Source organism: Tenacibaculum jejuense, assembly GCF_900198195.1.
Classification (GTDB): domain Bacteria; phylum Bacteroidota; class Bacteroidia; order Flavobacteriales; family Flavobacteriaceae; genus Polaribacter; species Polaribacter jejuensis.
On the sequence record NZ_LT899436.1, the window covers coordinates 4,317,131 to 4,332,855 of the forward strand.

General features: G+C 31.2%; 15 protein-coding genes. 7 read left to right on the forward strand and 8 right to left on the reverse strand.

Translation table 11 applies throughout. The annotated features are described in order from the left end of the window. Positions 1-79: 79 nt before the first annotated feature. The 4 genes from AQ1685_RS18940 to AQ1685_RS20425 all read left to right on the forward strand — a co-directional run bounded on the left by AQ1685_RS18940 (position 80) and on the right by AQ1685_RS20425 (position 8,569). Complete coding sequence (locus AQ1685_RS18940; protein WP_095074667.1) at positions 80-2,431, forward strand: TonB-dependent receptor; 2,352 nt, start codon at positions 80-82, stop codon at positions 2,429-2,431. A gap of 118 nt (positions 2,432-2,549) precedes the next feature. Continuing rightward, the gene (locus tag AQ1685_RS18945; protein ID WP_231970214.1) at positions 2,550-3,068 is read left to right on the forward strand and encodes a thioredoxin family protein; all 519 of its coding nucleotides are present in this window, start codon (positions 2,550-2,552) and stop codon (positions 3,066-3,068) included. A 374-nt stretch (positions 3,069-3,442) separates the two neighbouring features. Continuing rightward, complete coding sequence (locus AQ1685_RS18950; protein ID WP_095074671.1) at positions 3,443-6,229, forward strand: TonB-dependent receptor; 2,787 nt, start codon at positions 3,443-3,445, stop codon at positions 6,227-6,229. A gap of 123 nt (positions 6,230-6,352) precedes the next feature. Further along, positions 6,353-8,569, forward strand: coding sequence for a hypothetical protein (locus AQ1685_RS20425; protein WP_175577904.1), 2,217 nt, complete (start codon positions 6,353-6,355; stop codon positions 8,567-8,569). Between the two features lie 93 nt (positions 8,570-8,662). Here the strand turns inward: AQ1685_RS20425 and AQ1685_RS18960 are convergent, their stop codons facing one another. Then, entirely contained in the window at positions 8,663-9,013 is a 351-nt protein-coding gene (locus AQ1685_RS18960) for a toxin-antitoxin system YwqK family antitoxin (protein WP_095074673.1), read from the reverse strand. 160 nt (positions 9,014-9,173) lie between these two features. Here AQ1685_RS18960 and AQ1685_RS18965 point away from each other — a divergent pair, with 160 nt between their 5' ends. The 3 genes from AQ1685_RS18965 (at position 9,174) to AQ1685_RS18975 (ending at position 11,106) form a co-directional block, all read left to right on the forward strand. Then, positions 9,174-9,374 (forward strand): dodecin family protein, encoded by a 201-nt coding sequence (locus AQ1685_RS18965; RefSeq protein ID WP_095074675.1) that lies wholly within the window; start codon positions 9,174-9,176, stop codon positions 9,372-9,374. A 233-nt stretch (positions 9,375-9,607) separates the two neighbouring features. Beyond that, positions 9,608-10,408 carry a mechanosensitive ion channel family protein gene (locus AQ1685_RS18970; protein ID WP_095074677.1) on the forward strand — a complete coding sequence of 267 codons (801 nt, stop codon included), beginning with the start codon at positions 9,608-9,610 and terminating at the stop codon, positions 10,406-10,408. Between the two features lie 17 nt (positions 10,409-10,425). Beyond that, positions 10,426-11,106, forward strand: coding sequence for a hypothetical protein (locus tag AQ1685_RS18975; RefSeq protein ID WP_095074679.1), 681 nt, complete (start codon positions 10,426-10,428; stop codon positions 11,104-11,106). Here AQ1685_RS18975 and tsaB read toward each other — a convergent pair whose 3' ends face one another. From tsaB to AQ1685_RS19010, 7 genes are all read right to left on the reverse strand, one after another. Next, the gene (tsaB, locus tag AQ1685_RS18980) at positions 11,107-11,778 is read right to left on the reverse strand and encodes a tRNA (adenosine(37)-N6)-threonylcarbamoyltransferase complex dimerization subunit type 1 TsaB (RefSeq protein ID WP_095074681.1); all 672 of its coding nucleotides are present in this window, start codon (positions 11,776-11,778) and stop codon (positions 11,107-11,109) included. It abuts the gene before it with no gap. 90 nt (positions 11,779-11,868) lie between these two features. Beyond that, positions 11,869-13,203, reverse strand: a complete 1,335-nt coding sequence (locus AQ1685_RS18985; RefSeq protein WP_095074683.1) for a TolC family protein — start codon at positions 13,201-13,203, stop codon at positions 11,869-11,871. Between the two features lie 69 nt (positions 13,204-13,272). After that, positions 13,273-13,482, reverse strand: a complete 210-nt coding sequence (locus AQ1685_RS18990; protein WP_095074685.1) for a hypothetical protein — start codon at positions 13,480-13,482, stop codon at positions 13,273-13,275. After that, positions 13,475-14,005 carry a DUF420 domain-containing protein gene (locus AQ1685_RS18995; RefSeq protein WP_095074687.1) on the reverse strand — a complete coding sequence of 177 codons (531 nt, stop codon included), beginning with the start codon at positions 14,003-14,005 and terminating at the stop codon, positions 13,475-13,477. The genes AQ1685_RS18990 and AQ1685_RS18995 overlap by 8 nt, the downstream gene beginning before the upstream one ends. After that, the gene (locus AQ1685_RS19000; RefSeq protein ID WP_095074689.1) at positions 13,998-14,645 is read right to left on the reverse strand and encodes an SCO family protein; all 648 of its coding nucleotides are present in this window, start codon (positions 14,643-14,645) and stop codon (positions 13,998-14,000) included. The genes AQ1685_RS18995 and AQ1685_RS19000 overlap by 8 nt, the downstream gene beginning before the upstream one ends. Further along, complete coding sequence (locus tag AQ1685_RS19005) at positions 14,632-15,312, reverse strand: thioredoxin domain-containing protein (RefSeq protein ID WP_157730289.1); 681 nt, start codon at positions 15,310-15,312, stop codon at positions 14,632-14,634. The genes AQ1685_RS19000 and AQ1685_RS19005 overlap by 14 nt, the downstream gene beginning before the upstream one ends. 56 nt (positions 15,313-15,368) lie before the next feature. Next, complete coding sequence (locus AQ1685_RS19010) at positions 15,369-15,707, reverse strand: cytochrome C oxidase subunit IV family protein (RefSeq protein ID WP_095074693.1); 339 nt, start codon at positions 15,705-15,707, stop codon at positions 15,369-15,371. Positions 15,708-15,725: the final 18 nt, after the last annotated feature.

Genomic DNA, 15,725 nt, shown 5'->3' on the forward strand with positions numbered 1-15,725 from the left:
TACATTAGTGAAATTCAATTTTTAGATAAGTCTAAAAATTAGTTTATATTTGTACTGAAATAAATTTTAGAAAAACAAAATGAAACCCATTTATTCAATCATATTCTTATTGTTTGGAATTACAATTCAAGCACAAACTGCTACAGTAAGTGGTACCATAACATCGGAAGAAGAACCTATACCATTTGCCACTGTTTTAATTAAGAATAGTAACTTAAACACCACAACAGATAAATATGGAAACTACAGCTTTGAAACACCAACAGGAACAATCATTTTAGTTGTAAGTTCACAAGGGTTTCGTAGTGTAGAAAGGGAAATTACGATAACAAAAGGGGAGAGCAAGAAAGTAAACTTTAAACTAATAGAAGATGTATTAGGACTAGATGAAGTGGTTGTAAGCGCAACCAGAAATCGTGTTGAACGAAAAAATACTCCTGTTATAGTTTCTTCTATAAAACCACGCTTATTAAACGCTACTCAATCTCTTACTGTAGCAGACGGATTAAATTATGCACCTGGTGTAAGAGTGGAAACCAATTGTCAAAACTGTGGATTTACACAAGTTAGACTTAACGGTTTAGATGGCGGATATACACAGATACTTTTAAATAGTCGTCCTGTTTTCAGCTCATTATTAGGCGTATATGGTTTAGAGCAAATTCCTACAAATATTATAGATCGCGTTGAAGTGGTTCGTAGTGGTGGTTCTGCATTATTTGGTTCTAATGCTATTGCAGGTACAATAAATATCATCACGAAAGACCCTGTTTTAAACACATGGGAAGTTGGTAGCAATCTAGCTATTATTGACGGAGATGCTTGGGACAAAAATGTTACTTTCAACACTTCTAATGTTGCAGATGATTTGAACAGTGGTGTTACTTTATATGGAACTTATCGTAACAGAGAATCTTATGATGCAAATAATGACGGTTTTACTGAAATTGTAGAATTACGCAATACAACTGTAGGAGCAAAAGCTTTTATAAAACCTAATGATCGTAGTAGAATTTCAGTAAATCTAAACGCTATACGTGAATACAGACGTGGTGGTGATCGCTTAGAATTAGCTCCTCAATTTACAGATATTACAGAAGAACTTGATCACGATACTTTTATCGGTGGAGCAGACTATGAAATAAGTAGCAAAGATAACACGAACAAGTTTCAATTATACACATCCGCTTCATATACTAATAGAGATAGTTATTATGGTGGTTTAGGTGGTGCTCGTACAAGACAAGATAGTATCACAGCTAATAATGCGTTTGGAACTACTAAAGATTTAGCTTGGATTAATGGTGCTCAGTTCACGAAATACCTGAAAAATAATGATGTGTTTACAGCTGGTGCTGAGTATAACATTAGTAATACAGAAGATATAATTCCTGGTTATAATAGATTGATTGATCAAAGTGTAAATTCATTAGGTGTTTATGCACAATACGAATGGAAACCTTCTGAAAAGTTTACGGCTTTATTTGGCACTCGATTAGATCATATAGCTGTTGATGGTAAATATACTATCGGTGGAATATCTAGGGAAGCTGATATTAATCAAACAGCAATCTCTCCTAGGTTGACACTATCTTACCAACTTTCTAAAGAAATAAAACTGCGAGGCGGATATGCACGTGGCTTTAGAGCACCTCAAGCATTTAATGAAGATTTACATATTTCTAGTGTAGGAGGCGAACAACAGTTTGTTATTTTATCAGATGATTTAAATGCTGAATTTTCCAATGCATTTACATGGTCTTTTAATTATTCAAAAACGATTAATTTACTACAAGTCGATTTACTCTTAGAAACATTTTTTACTGGTTTACAAGATCCTTTTACTTTAGTAAGTACAGGTGCTACTTTAGCAAACGGCTCTATACTTGAAGAAGTTCGTAATGGTTCTGATGCTAGTGTGTTTGGTTCTAATTTTGAGTTAGGAATTTCGCCAAATTCTAAATGGCGTTTTCAATTGGGTGGAACTTTACAACGTACTGAGTATGATGAACCACAAATACTTTTTGAAAGCGATGGAACTCCTGGAGAAAACGATATTATTATCGAAGAATTTGTTAGAGTTCCTAATTTTTATGGGTATCTTAATGCTACTTGGCTACCTAGTAAAAAATTCAATATAGACCTTACAGGTACATATACTGGCAAAATGATAGTACCGTTAGTTATAAGTGACACAGGTTTTTTAGCTTTAAACGAAGTGGATCCTTTTTTTGATTTAAACTTAAAACTTGAAAAACACATAGATTTTAACGACAACTTTATGATTACCTTATCGGGTGGAATTAATAATCTATTTAATAGTTATCAAGATGATTTTGATACAGGTGCGGGTCGTGATTCAGACTATGTTTATGGTCCTAATCTACCAAGAACATTTTTTGTAGGTATAAAATTTGGGAAATTTCATTAATATAATATAGCTAAAAGATGTCAGTTCGAGTAACTCGATGTGAAATCGGGATGTATCGAGAACTGTTTAAAAGTTAAAATTCTTACTCTTAAAAATCACTCGAATTGACATAATTTTAATGCAAAAGCGCAACTGGTTACAATCTCTATTTTATACAATTATGCATATAAAAAAGGTAACATACATACTATTATTTTACTTCTTATCTCATTCTATAATAGCTCAAAAAGATAGTAGCATTAACTGGATTACATTTGAGCAACTAGAAGACTCTCTTTCTGTAAAGCCTAAAAAAGTATTTATTGACTTTTATGCAGACTGGTGTATTTATTGTAAAAAAATGGAAAAGGTAGCTTTTAAAAACCCTAAAGTTATTTCAAAATTAAACACTAGTTATTATGCTGTTAAAATGAATGCTGAAAGTACCGATACCATTTTCTTTGGAGGTGATACTTTTATTAATAAACAAATTGGAAAAAAAAGAAATCCTACTCATGATATTCCTTTACTGTTAGCTTCAAGAAACAATAAAGACTTCTCACTCCCTGCAATAATAATTTTAGATGAGAAGTTTAAAATTTCAGCACGATACTTTGAATATTTAGACAGTAAGAAAATGTTAAAAGCCATAGATTAAAATAAATAAACCACTAGCTCTTTCAGAACTAAAATAGAAATCAATAATGGAACTCAAAAACATTTTTTGATAGTTACCATTAAGATTAAACAAAAATTCTGATCGAGATTAAAATTAGATCTACAGATTATAAAGGCCAAAAACACTCTTTAGAAAAGAAAATTCATTAATGACTTGCTAATTAATACACATAATCAACTAATAAACAAATAGCTACTTTATCTAGACTGAAGTAGCTATTTTATTTGGCTTAACTTTTAAAACCCTTTTACTTAACATAAAATAAACATTCTAATAAACTAAGCATAATTTAAAAGTAACCTTTTGTTTACACAATCAGTTGACTTTTGCAATTGATTTTAGAATACGTAAAAATGAAAAAAATTTTATTGATTGCTTTAGTTTGTCTGTGTCAAATGGTCGGTGCACAAGACAAAGGTACAGTTACGGGGACTGTTACTGATAAAGAAATGAATGGTGATAGCTTACCATTTGCTAATGTATTTATCAAAGGTACTTCTATCGGTGGTAATACAGATTTAGATGGAAAGTATACCATTTCTGTTCCTGCAGGAAATCACACTTTAGTTTTTAGTTTTGTGGGGTACCAAACTATAGAAAAGCCAATTACAGTTGTAGCTGGTAAGACTTTAGTTATAAACCAAGAACTTGGTGCTAGTGGTGGTGAACAATTAGAAGAAGTTCAGATTAATACTACTGTCAATAGAGAGAAAGAAAGTGCTCTTTTATTAGAGCAAAAAAAGGCTGTTGTAATACAACAAAAAATAGGAAATCAAGAACTTGCTAGAAAAGGTGTTGGAGATGTTGCTACAGCAGTTACAAAAACAACTGGAGTATCAAAAGAGGAAGGTTCTGGTTCTGTATTTGTAAGAGGTCTAGGAGATCGATACAATGTAACTACTCTTAATGGATTACCTTTACCATCTAACGATCCTTCTAAGAAAAATATCGATTTAAGTATTTTTTCTACTGATATCGTTGAGTACATTGGAATTGACAAAACTTATGCACTTAATAACTATGGGGACTTTGCAGGTGCTAATGTTGATATTTCTTCAAAAGTTTATAAAGGAAAAGGATTTGCTGAGATTAGCTTGGGTACAGGACTTAATACAGTAGCGAATAATAAAACTTTTTACGGTTCAGATGGACCTAATAGTTTTGGTTTTTACAAAACTAATTATCCTGCATTTCCATTAAACAATTATAATTTTACAACTAGCTGGGACAGACAAGAAGGTAATGCTCCAGTAAATACTTCAATTGCCATTAAAGGTGGAGATTCTTTTAATTTATCTGAAAATACTAGATTAAGTTTCTTTGCTGTTGGTTCTTTTAACAATGATTACACGTATCAACAAGGAGTTACAAGAGCAGACGTAAACGTTTCAGCAGTTGCTCGAAGAGATTTAGTAAGAGAATCTTACACGTATAATACGAATACTACTGCAATGGGTAATTTACGTTTAAAATATAAATCTCATGAATTTAAGTATAATGGTTTAATGGTTAACAATTCTAGCGATACTCATGACGATTATCAAGGTATTTATGATATTTTTGATAATGCTCCAGAAGGTGGTGCTGTTATTCAAAGACAAACTTATATTCAAAACACATTGTTTGTTCACCAATTATTAGGAGATCATAAATTTGGTGAAAATATTGAATTCGACTGGGGAGCTTCATATAACTTTAATAAAAATAACGTTCCAGATAGAAAGCAAAGTACTGTTTTACCAAATAGAAATGACGAGCCAAATGGACCTAAGTCTTTTTTATTAATTAGTAATGACTCTGATAATCATAGATTTTTCTCTGATCTAGAAGAAGAAGAAATTGCTGCGAATTCTAGTATCACATACAAATTTGCTAAAGATGCAGACGATATTAATAGAGCTAAATTAAAATTAGGTTACAGCGGAAGGTTTAAAGATGTAGAGTTTGATGCTACTCAATTTAACTTTGCCATTACTTTAAGAACCGTAACTCAACCTATTGTTGATGATGTTTATAATTTAGATAGCTATTTCAATCAAGAAAATTTTAATGCCGGCCTATTTGCAATTAGAACATTTAGAGGAGGACTAAGTAGCACGATAGATGTTCTTTTACCACAAACTTATGGAGGTACACAAAACATTAATGCTGCCTATGCACAACTTGAATATAAGTTTTCAGATAAATTCACTGGTATTTTTGGTGTAAGAGGAGAAAAAATCAATCAATCTTTATTCTACAATACCTCTATCTTAACTGGAGAAAGTGAATTAGACGAAACTCAAATCTTACCTTCAGCTTCTTTAAAATATACTTTAAATGACAAGAACAATTTAAAGTTTGCAGCTAGTAAAACATATACTTTACCTCAATTTAAAGAAAGAGCTCCTTTCTTATTCGAAGATATTGTAAACAACTCTTTAGGTAACCCTAACTTATATTCTTCAGACAACTATAATGTTGATTTCAAATGGGAATTTTACCCAGAAAAAGAAGAAATTATTTCAGCAGGTTTATTTGGTAAGTATATTGAAAACCCTATTAATGAAGTGCAAATCAATTCTGCTTCTAATGATATTAGCTATGCCAATACTGGTGATTGGGGTATTGCTTATGGAATTGAATTAGAACTAAGAAAAAATCTTTTCAATTTTGAAACTGAAACAGAAGACAAAACATTAAACAACAAATTAACTTTTGGATTTAATGGATCGTACATGATGCATAACCAAGAGTTAAATAAAGAAAAAATCATTAGAGAAAACCCTGGAACTAGTGTAGATTTTTCTAATGAAGAAGATGGTTTTGCTGGAGCTTCTGACTTCTTATTAAATACAGATTTCACATATTTAAAAGATTTTAGAAATGGTATGAATATCCAATCTACTATAGTTTTCAACTATTTTTCAGATAGAATTTTTGCTTTAGGAACTGAAGGTAAAGGGAATTTAGTAGACAAAGGATATGGAACTTTAGATTTAATTTTAAAGTCTAACATAAACGAAAATATTAGTGTTGGTCTTTCTGCTAAAAACTTATTAAATCCTAGTATCGAAAGATTTCAAGACAACCAAGATGTTACTATTTTATCTTTTAGAAGAGGTGTTAATCTTAATTTCTCTTTATCATATAAATTCTAGATACACGTAACATTTTATTTACAATCCAATAACCCAAGATTAATTTTCATAAAACATTGAATTAATCTTGGGTTGTTTCTTTTGTAGCATTGAAAATATATAAGAACACAAATTTTTATTAAAATGAAAAAACAAATTTTTAGCTTGATAGTCATGGTTGCTACGCTAGCTTTCGTTGTATCATGTGGAGACGACGATCCAGTTAGAACTTCTTCTTGTTCTGATGGAATTCAAAACGGAGATGAAACTGGAGTAGACTGTGGGGGGTCTTCATGCCAACCTTGTACTAGTGCTAATTTATCTGGTGATGTAACTACAGAAGTTACATTAGAAGCAGATGTAACTTATAAGTTAACTGGAGCTTACGTTGTACAAGACGGAGGAACTTTAAACATTCCTGCTGGAACAAAAATTGAAGCTACAGGTGGAACTTCTGCTTACATTGCAGTAGCTCAAGGTGGTAAAATATTTATTAATGGTAACCAAGACAATCCAGTTGTTATGACTTCAGGTGCTGCTAACCCAGCTCCAAAAGATTGGGGTGGATTAGTTGTTTGTGGTAAAGCTCCAACTAACGTAGGATCTACAGCTACTTCTGAAGTTGCTGGTTTAACTTATGGTGGTACAGATGCTGCAGATAATTCAGGATCTATCCGTTACTTAAGAATTGAATATACTGGTGCTACTTTTAATTCTTCTAAAGAATTTAACGGACTTTCTTTATTTGGTGTTGGTAACGGAACTACTGTAGAGTACGTACAATCTTATGAAGGTGGTGATGACGGTATTGAATTTTTCGGAGGTACTGTTAATGGTAAATATTTAATTGCTACAAATTCTGGTGATGATTCAATTGACTTCGCTGACGGATGGGCTGGTACTGGTGAATACTGGTATATTTCTGGAAGTGCTAAAGCTGGTATTGAAGGTTCTAATAATGGTGATAATGGTGATGTTACTCCTGTAACTAACGCTACGTTAAAAAATATTTCTGTTGTAGGCCCTGTTACTGAAGGTGCTTTATTCTACAAAGAAGGTGGAGGAAACTTTACTATCGACAACTTTTTCATTTCAGGGGTTGATTTAGGTGTTAAAGTAAAAGATACAGATGCTGAAGCTGCTACAAGAATCGAAAACGGAGACTTAGTAATGACTAATGTTCAGTTTGCTTCTAACGCTTCAGGATTTAATATGACTGATTATGCTGGTACAAACCAATCATTCATTTCTCAAGGTGTAACTTCTGGTGCCGGTAGTGGTGCTGCTGCTCCACAATGGGCTGCTGGCTGGACAAGAGGTTTAAGTAACAGTGGAGTTACTTCTGAAAACTTAGCTGGTGAAATAACTGGAAATATTACTTTAAATGCTGATGTTGAATATTTATTAACTAGTGCATTTGTAGTAAAAGACGGTGGTAAATTAACTATTCCTGCAGGAACTACTATAAAAGCAACTGGAGGTACTTCTTCTTATATTGCTGTAGCTCAAGGAGGTCAAATATTTGTAGAAGGAACTGCTAATGATCCAGTAATCATGACTTCGGGTGCTGCAACTCCAGGTCCTAAAGATTGGGGTGGATTAGTAGTTTGTGGTAAAGCTCCAACTAACGTAGGTGCTGTTGCTACTTCTGAAGTTGCTGGTTTAACATATGGTGGTACTGAAACTACAGATAATTCAGGATCTATTCGTTATTTAAGAATTGAATATACGGGTGCTACTTTTAACTCTTCAAAAGAGTTCAACGGACTTTCTTTATTCGGTGTTGGTAACGGAACTACTGTAGAATACGTTCAGTCTTTTGAAGGTGGAGATGATGGTATCGAGTTTTTTGGAGGTACTGTTAACGGAAGCTACTTAGTTTGTACAAATTCTGGTGATGATTCATTAGACGTTGCTGACGGATATAACGGTACAATTGAAAACGTATACATTTCAGGAAGTGCTAAAGCTGGTGTTGAGGCTTCAAATAATGGAGATAACGGTGATGTTATGCCTGTAACAAACCTAACATTAAGAAACATCACTGTTGTGGGAACTGTAACTGAAGGTGCATTATTCTACAAAGAAGGTGGTGGAAACTTTACTATTGATAACTTCTATATCTCTGCAGTTGACTTAGGAGTTAAAGTTAAGTCAACTGATGCTGAAGCTGCTGTTAGAATTGAAAATGGAGATTTAGTTATGACTAATGTTCAGTTTGCTAACAACGCTACTAGTTTCCAAATTACTGATTACACTGGTGCTGCTGGTTCTTCTTTCCTAACTGAAGGAACTGCTACTGGTGCAGGTAATGGAGCTGACGCTCCTTCATGGACAGCTGGTTGGACCAGAGGTTTATAGTAATTTCGATTAAGCAAGCATAATTTTTGCTAAAAAAAATAAAACCCGGTGAAAGTGTTCACTGGGTTTTGTTATATTTTGTAGTAGCCTTTTTTATTTAACTGCAATCTTAGTGCTTTCTTTCCAAGATTGTATGCTTGCAACAGCATTGTTTTCGTAGTTTATCTCTTTCAATTCATCTTTTTCCCAGATAAACCATTTACCTACTTTTTTTCCTTGGTTATAAAATGCCATAACTTTTTTATCTCCTTGCGCATCATAAATGACCCATTTTCCATGGAGTAATTTATCTTTATAAAAACCTTGTTCTTTGATATTACCATTATCATGGAAGTGAGTTACTTTTATTAAATCACCTTCTTTTTCGTATAAAGGTTTTGTTTCATTTTGCGCATACATGCTTCCTACAACTAAGAAACAAATTAAAACTACTAATTTTTTCATATCTAAAACATTTAATCATTAACATTTGCATTACAAATATAACAATAAGTTTACTTTTAAACAAACTTTTGTTTACATTAAATTAACATTGAGTGTTTTTCCTATTTGAATATCAAATAGTTTTATATTTGTAACTAATAATTAATTAAAAAAATCTATTATGGCAGTAATGAAAGTAATTGAAATTCTAGCTAATTCAGAAAAAAGCTGGGAAGATGCGACTAAAAAAGCAGTGAGTCAAGCATCAAAATCTGTAAAAAACATCAGATCGGCATTTGTACAATCACAAAGTGTTGTTGTTAAAGATGACGAAGTATCTGAATTTAGAGTAAACTTAAAGGTAACCTTTGAAGTAAACTAAGAAAAAACTACTACTATTATAAAATGCGGTATAAAATGCCGCTTTTTTTATTTATTTAATTGACAAAATGTTAATTATAACACAAAACATTCAAAAAATTTATTAAACAGGTAGGGGTTATTTATTTTTAACTGTTATACTACGTAATCTTTATTAAGATAGATCAAGTATTCAATCTTTTTAGATTATGTAGACTGTTAATTTGAAAACCTCAGTTAACAATCAATTTAAACATGGAAAAAAACATAGACAAGTTAAAGGGTATACTTGTAGAATATGCCCCAAAAGTAGTTGCAGCTTTATTATTATTAATTATTGGATTATGGATAATAAGCATTGTTACTAAGGCAGTTCGTAAACTAATGGAAAAAAGAGGTATTGATACTTCTTTGAGAGGATTTTTAGGAAGTCTAGTAAACTGGACATTGAAAATCTTTTTATTAGTTACTGTTGCAGGACAACTTGGTGTGGAAACTACATCTTTTGCTGCTATAATTGCTGCAGCAGGTTTAGCAATAGGTATGGCTCTACAGGGTTCATTATCAAATTTTGCTGGTGGTGCACTTATCATGATTTTTAGACCTTTTAAAGTTGGTGATTATATTGAGGCTCAAGGTGAACAAGGAGTTGTAAAGGACATTCAAATTTTCACTACTAAATTAAATACTGTAGACAATAAAGAAGTAATTATTCCTAATGGTGTATTATCTAATGGAAATATAATTAATTACTCATCTGAGGAAAAAAGACGTGTTGATTTAACTTTTGGTGTTTCTTATGATGCTGATATAAAGCAAACAAAAGAAGTACTTTTATCTGTTACTGAAAACACTCCATTCACACTAAAAGATCCAGCTCCTGTAGTATTGGTTGGAGAATTAGCAGATAGTTCGGTGAATTTTATCACTAGAACTTGGGTGAAATCTTCAGATTATTGGAATGCACATTTTCACATTATAGAAAACACAAAGATTGAATTAGATAAGGCGGGGATCGAAATACCTTATCCACATTCGGTCGAAATTCAAAAATAGAGTTAAATATAAAAATCATGAAAAAAAACGTTCTTAAGCTTTTAGTATTTTTAATCACTACTAGCACTTTTGCACAAAGCATAGGTTCATCTAATGTAGGATCTAGGGGGAGATTCTTTAGTGACCTAATTAACAAAGAAGGAAAAAGTGTAGATTACACTGGGGTAGATGGATCACCATACATTGTTAAAGAATTTTTCCAAGGGAAAATTAATGAATACCCAAACGAAGTACTTTTTAGATATAATGCTTATAGAGATGTAGTAGAAATTAAAGCTAATTCTAAAACTTATGAATTACCAAGAAAAGAAGGTAATAAAGTTTATAACAGCAGCTTAAAATTAGCGTATACTGTATTAAAAAATCCAAAAACTGAAACGATTGGTTATTACAAAGAAGAATTAGTTTTAGATAACTTTACTTTATTATCTAAGCAAAAAGTTAAGTTCTTAAAAGCAAAACAAGCCGTTTCTAGTTACGATATAGCTAAACCTGCAAGATTTAAAAGGTTAAAAGACGTATACTATTTACGTTATAAAGATGGAAAATTTAAAGAGTTACCTAAGAAAAAGAAAGCTTTCTTTAAATTAATGGGAGATAAGAAAGATCAGGTTAAAAAGTTTGCTAAAGAAAATGGATTAAAACATAAAAGAAAAGAAGATTTATTTAGAATCTTAAGATATTATAGTTCATTATAATTATTTCTTTTGTGGTGTTACCATAAAATCTTTTAAATAAAAAGGCTCAAAATAAGCGACATCTTCGATGTCGTTTTTTTTATACTTTATGTAACTTAATTCTGCCATTTGTATAGATGACGGATGCTTATCCTCAATAAAGATAAAATTAGCGTGTTTTAACACCTCTTTACACTTTTCACTTCCGTCTCCTATCAAATAAACTTTTTTGTCTGTATACTCTTCAAAAGAGTTTTCATCTATAATTTCAGCCTTTACTTCTCTAATTTCTAAATTTTCATTGGTATAAACAGCAGAATATACTTCCATACGTCTAGCATCTAGCATTGGAATGATATGAGCGTCTTCTTTTACATCTATAGAATGTGCCAAGGCATTTAAAGTTCCAATACTTATTAATGGCTTATTTAAAGCAAAACAAAGTCCTTTAGCTGCTGAAACTCCAATTCGCAAACCAGTATAAGAACCAGGACCTTTGCTTACGGCTACAGCATCTAAATCATTTATAGAAACGCCAGACTTTTCTACAACATCTAAAATAAATGGATGCAGTTTTTCTGCGTGAGAATAGTTGATATCATGAAGTTCTTTATGATAAATTACTTTTCCTTGATTAGCAATACATACTGAACAATTCTTAGTTGATGTTTCTATATTTAAAATTAAAGCCATAAATATAATTTGTATGCAAATATATTACAGATAAAACAAAACCCCGCAAATTAATTTGCGAGGTCTGAGATTAAGTATAGTTAGTTACTTTTAATCTAAAATATTTTCACCGTAATAGAATTTTAAGACTTTTGTTTTAAAAACATAATCAAATTTTGCTCTAATTAAAGCTGATTTTGCATTTACTAATCTGTTACGTACTTGATCATAATCAAATCGTGTCATTGCTCCGTACTCATAACTAGCTTGAGCATTCTTGAATGCCTCATCTTGAGATTCTAGAGAAATACTTGCCGCTTCAAAAGTTTTAGCAGCTGCTTTAGCATCTAAATAAGCTTGTTCTATCGTTTGTTTTAATTGTAATTTTTCTACTTCTAAATTTTCCTCAGATATTAATTTCTGAATTTTTGAACGCTCTACATTTGCATCATTTCTAAAACCATTAAAAATAGGTATGGTTACATTAAAACGTAAACTATAACCTAAATTACCATCTAACTGATCAAAGAATTGACCTGTAGGAATAGATGGATCTAAAATATATCTATAGTTAGAATCTGCAGATAAGGAAAGTCCTACTGTAGGATAATAGCCAGATTTTGCTATTTCAATTGCAAAATTAGAATTTTCGATATTCAATTTGGCTTTATCAATCTCTGGTCTTGTTTTTAATGCTTTTTGATATACTTCGTTAGAACTACTATATAGTAAAGCTGAAGAAGGTGAACCAATTTCTATTTTGGCTACCTGAAAACCTTCATAATCTACTTGTAATAACTGTGATAAATTTAATAACGCTATGTTTAAAGTGTTTTCTTGAGTAACAACATTTTGAGCATCGTTTGCTGCAGTAGATTTAATATTTAGTAAATCTCCCTTAGGAATAGCTCCTGTATCAAACTGTGCTTGTGCTCGCTCTATCTGCTTTTTACTTATGTCTGCTTGAACCTTAGCTACTTCTAAATTTTCTTTAGCAAACAAAACATTTAGATAAGTGTTTACCACTCGTAATGCTATATCATTTTCTATTACTTCTAAATCTAACTTACTTCTTTCTACTCCTAGTTTTGCCTGCTTATACGTATTCAAATTTCTATAGCCATTGAAAACTGAATAACTAGAAACAACTCCTAATGACCCTCCGAATAAAGTAGTATTTGGTGTTCTGTTTTGTGTAACTGGATCAAAAGTAGAACCTGTAGATAAAGCTCCTCCTGTAGAAACACTTAGAGTAGGTAGAAAATTTCCTTTATTACTTTTTACATCTTTTTCTGCAACTTGTACATTAAGTTCGTTTATCTTAACCTGTATGTTATTTTTCATAGCATGATCAACACACTCTTTTAAAGTCCATTCTTTTTGACTGTAAGAAAGTATAGTGACTAATAAAAAAGGAAATAACAGTAGTAATTTTTTGTTCTTCACAATCTTGTTTATTTAGTAAGTATCGATATGACGACAAAGTAAACAATATGTTACAAAAAAAGAATGAAATTAGCTATTAGTTTTTTTTCTATGTCTGTACAAAAAGAATAAAAGTAAGCCTATTAACAAATAAGGAAACACCATTAAGTATGTAATACCATTATTAACTCCCTCTGCAACAGACTCATTACCTCCTTCTATAACAGCTTTACACATGGCACATTGAGCGTCAGCTAACTGTGTAATTAATAAAACAAAAAATAAGATCTTTTTAACCATAATAAGGTGAAATCATGATATAAATAATAACTCCAGTAACTGCAACATACAACCATAGCGGATAAGCAATTTTGGCTATTTTTTTATGCTGAACAAACTGTCCTAACTTGGCTCTCATAAATGTAAATAACACAAAAGGAATGATTACAATAGATAATAATATATGTGTTATCAAAATAAAATAGTAGATATATCTTATTAAACCTTCTCCTCCAAAAGGTGTTGATTCAGAAGTCATGTGATAAGCAACATACATAACTAAAAATAGCGCAGAGCAAACTATAGCTAATGTATTTAATAATTCGTGTCTTTTTTTATTACCTTTCTTTATTGCTAAAACAGAAAATATTAACAACAAAGCTGTTATTCCATTCATTGTAGCATAAATTGGAGGCAAAAAACGTAATGGTTCTACATCAGGTATTTTAATTCCAAACAGTGCAGCAACCGCTATTGGCACTACTATTGAAACAATAGTTATAAATTTTTTATATTTTTTTTCTTGTATCGTTAAATTACTCATTTAATAATAACTTTATATCTTGTTTTAATTCGGTAATTTGATCTGAAAATGTTTCTTCTTCTAACGCTCTATAATACATAATTGGATTTCCGTGTTCATCGTATCTAGAACGTATATAACCTTCCTTATCCACTAAGGCGAATAAACCTGAGTGATAAAAGCCTCCATGATCTTCACCTCCTACTCCAGCAGGTAACTTAAAACCAGTTTCAGAAAGTTTAAATACTTCCTCTACAGGTTTACCTGTTAACATATGCCAGTTCACGTGAGATATTTTATAATTATCAGCATAATTTTTTAGAACTTCAGGTGTATCCTTATCAGGAGTGATACTAAATGATGCTATTCCAAAATTGGGATTTCCTAAAAACTCATTTTGTATAGTCACCATCTTTCTATTCATGATTGGACAAATAGTTGGGCATGTTGTGAAAAAAAACTCTACTACATAAACCTTTCCCTTATAATCACTATCAGTAATGGTTTTTCCGTTTTGATTTGTAAATTCAAAACTTGGAACCTTTCCAAATTTATGTAGGTCAGCCTTTTGAAAATGCTTTACAATCTTTGGAATAGAATATATTCCAAATAATAAAATAATAAATGAAATTCCTATATAAGAATAGTTACTTTTCTTCATTCGATATACTTTTTATCCTTCTGTCTTCACTTCTATTGTTTTTCTTAAGCGCTAAACTATACTCAGCTAGAACAACTTTCACATCATCGAACATATCATTCTTCAACTCAGCAACAGATTGCATATTATAACCAAAAAGCTTCTTCTTTTTTAATTTCTTTATGGTAGATTCCCCTCTTCTTAAGGCAACTTCTTTGTCTATGATAAAAGCTTTTATGGTGTGGATATTATCGTCTAATTTCTCATTTGTTTGAAAACTTTCGTACAATGCATTTATTTCTTCTTTTGAAGCATATAGAAACTTCCACTTTACCATGTTAGTGTACTTACTTAATTTCTTTTGTAACGCTTCCGTTTGGCTTTTGTACGCTTTATCTACAAATGAAATTAACTGAAAATCTGTGTATCCATAAAATTTCTTATAAATCTTTTCATTCAAATTAAAGATCTCTCCTCTACTATCTGTAGTATCTTTTCCTATGAAGTTTACAACTGTAACCTTTCCTTTAAACTTTAATTTTTTATCAATGTTACTCACATCAATAACATTTTTAGTTACAATAGGAAGTTTACCGAAATTATAAGTTCCCATTTGTAGATATATATAAAACAATAATGGAACTATAAATAGGATAAAAAGAACTAAATGTTTTTTACTAATTTTCATTAAAAGTGTATAGTTTAAAGCAAAAAAAAGGTGGTTAAAACCACCAATTTATATTATTACCATTTAATTAATGGCGCTAATGTATCATATAAATAATCGCCTTCTAAAAGTACTATAAATAATAAGTAACAAATTAAGAAAACTCCTGTCCATACTATAGATCTTCTAAACCATTTTTTCTCTCCTTCTAAGTGCATGAACGCCCAAGCAATATAATAAGCCTTTGCTAAGGTTAATATAATGAATATCCAGTTTAACCAACTTGTACCTGGACCATGTAGGTGTAAAGCGTCTGGTTTTACAATACCTAAACCTACTTCTACTGCAGTGATAATAGATAATATTGCTAATACTATCCAGATTCTTTTATTTGACTCGTGTGTATGACCTGCCATTTTAAATACTTTAAATAT

Excerpts from the sequence above, each read along its gene's own strand:
- AQ1685_RS18940 (WP_095074667.1), top strand. The coding sequence starts at position 80 with ATGAAACCCATTTATTCAATCATATTCTTATTGTTTGGAATTACAATT.
- AQ1685_RS18945 (WP_231970214.1), top strand. The coding sequence starts at position 2,550 with ATGCAAAAGCGCAACTGGTTACAATCTCTATTTTATACAATTATGCAT.
- AQ1685_RS18950 (WP_095074671.1), top strand. The coding sequence starts at position 3,443 with ATGAAAAAAATTTTATTGATTGCTTTAGTTTGTCTGTGTCAAATGGTC.
- AQ1685_RS20425 (WP_175577904.1), top strand. The coding sequence starts at position 6,353 with ATGAAAAAACAAATTTTTAGCTTGATAGTCATGGTTGCTACGCTAGCT.
- AQ1685_RS18960 (WP_095074673.1), bottom strand. The coding sequence starts at position 9,013 with ATGAAAAAATTAGTAGTTTTAATTTGTTTCTTAGTTGTAGGAAGCATG.
- AQ1685_RS18965 (WP_095074675.1), top strand. The coding sequence starts at position 9,174 with ATGGCAGTAATGAAAGTAATTGAAATTCTAGCTAATTCAGAAAAAAGC.
- AQ1685_RS18970 (WP_095074677.1), top strand. The coding sequence starts at position 9,608 with ATGGAAAAAAACATAGACAAGTTAAAGGGTATACTTGTAGAATATGCC.
- AQ1685_RS18975 (WP_095074679.1), top strand. The coding sequence starts at position 10,426 with ATGAAAAAAAACGTTCTTAAGCTTTTAGTATTTTTAATCACTACTAGC.
- tsaB (WP_095074681.1), bottom strand. The coding sequence starts at position 11,778 with ATGGCTTTAATTTTAAATATAGAAACATCAACTAAGAATTGTTCAGTA.
- AQ1685_RS18990 (WP_095074685.1), bottom strand. The coding sequence starts at position 13,482 with ATGGTTAAAAAGATCTTATTTTTTGTTTTATTAATTACACAGTTAGCT.
- AQ1685_RS18995 (WP_095074687.1), bottom strand. The coding sequence starts at position 14,005 with ATGAGTAATTTAACGATACAAGAAAAAAAATATAAAAAATTTATAACT.
- AQ1685_RS19000 (WP_095074689.1), bottom strand. The coding sequence starts at position 14,645 with ATGAAGAAAAGTAACTATTCTTATATAGGAATTTCATTTATTATTTTA.
- AQ1685_RS19005 (WP_157730289.1), bottom strand. The coding sequence starts at position 15,312 with ATGAAAATTAGTAAAAAACATTTAGTTCTTTTTATCCTATTTATAGTT.
- AQ1685_RS19010 (WP_095074693.1), bottom strand. The coding sequence starts at position 15,707 with ATGGCAGGTCATACACACGAGTCAAATAAAAGAATCTGGATAGTATTA.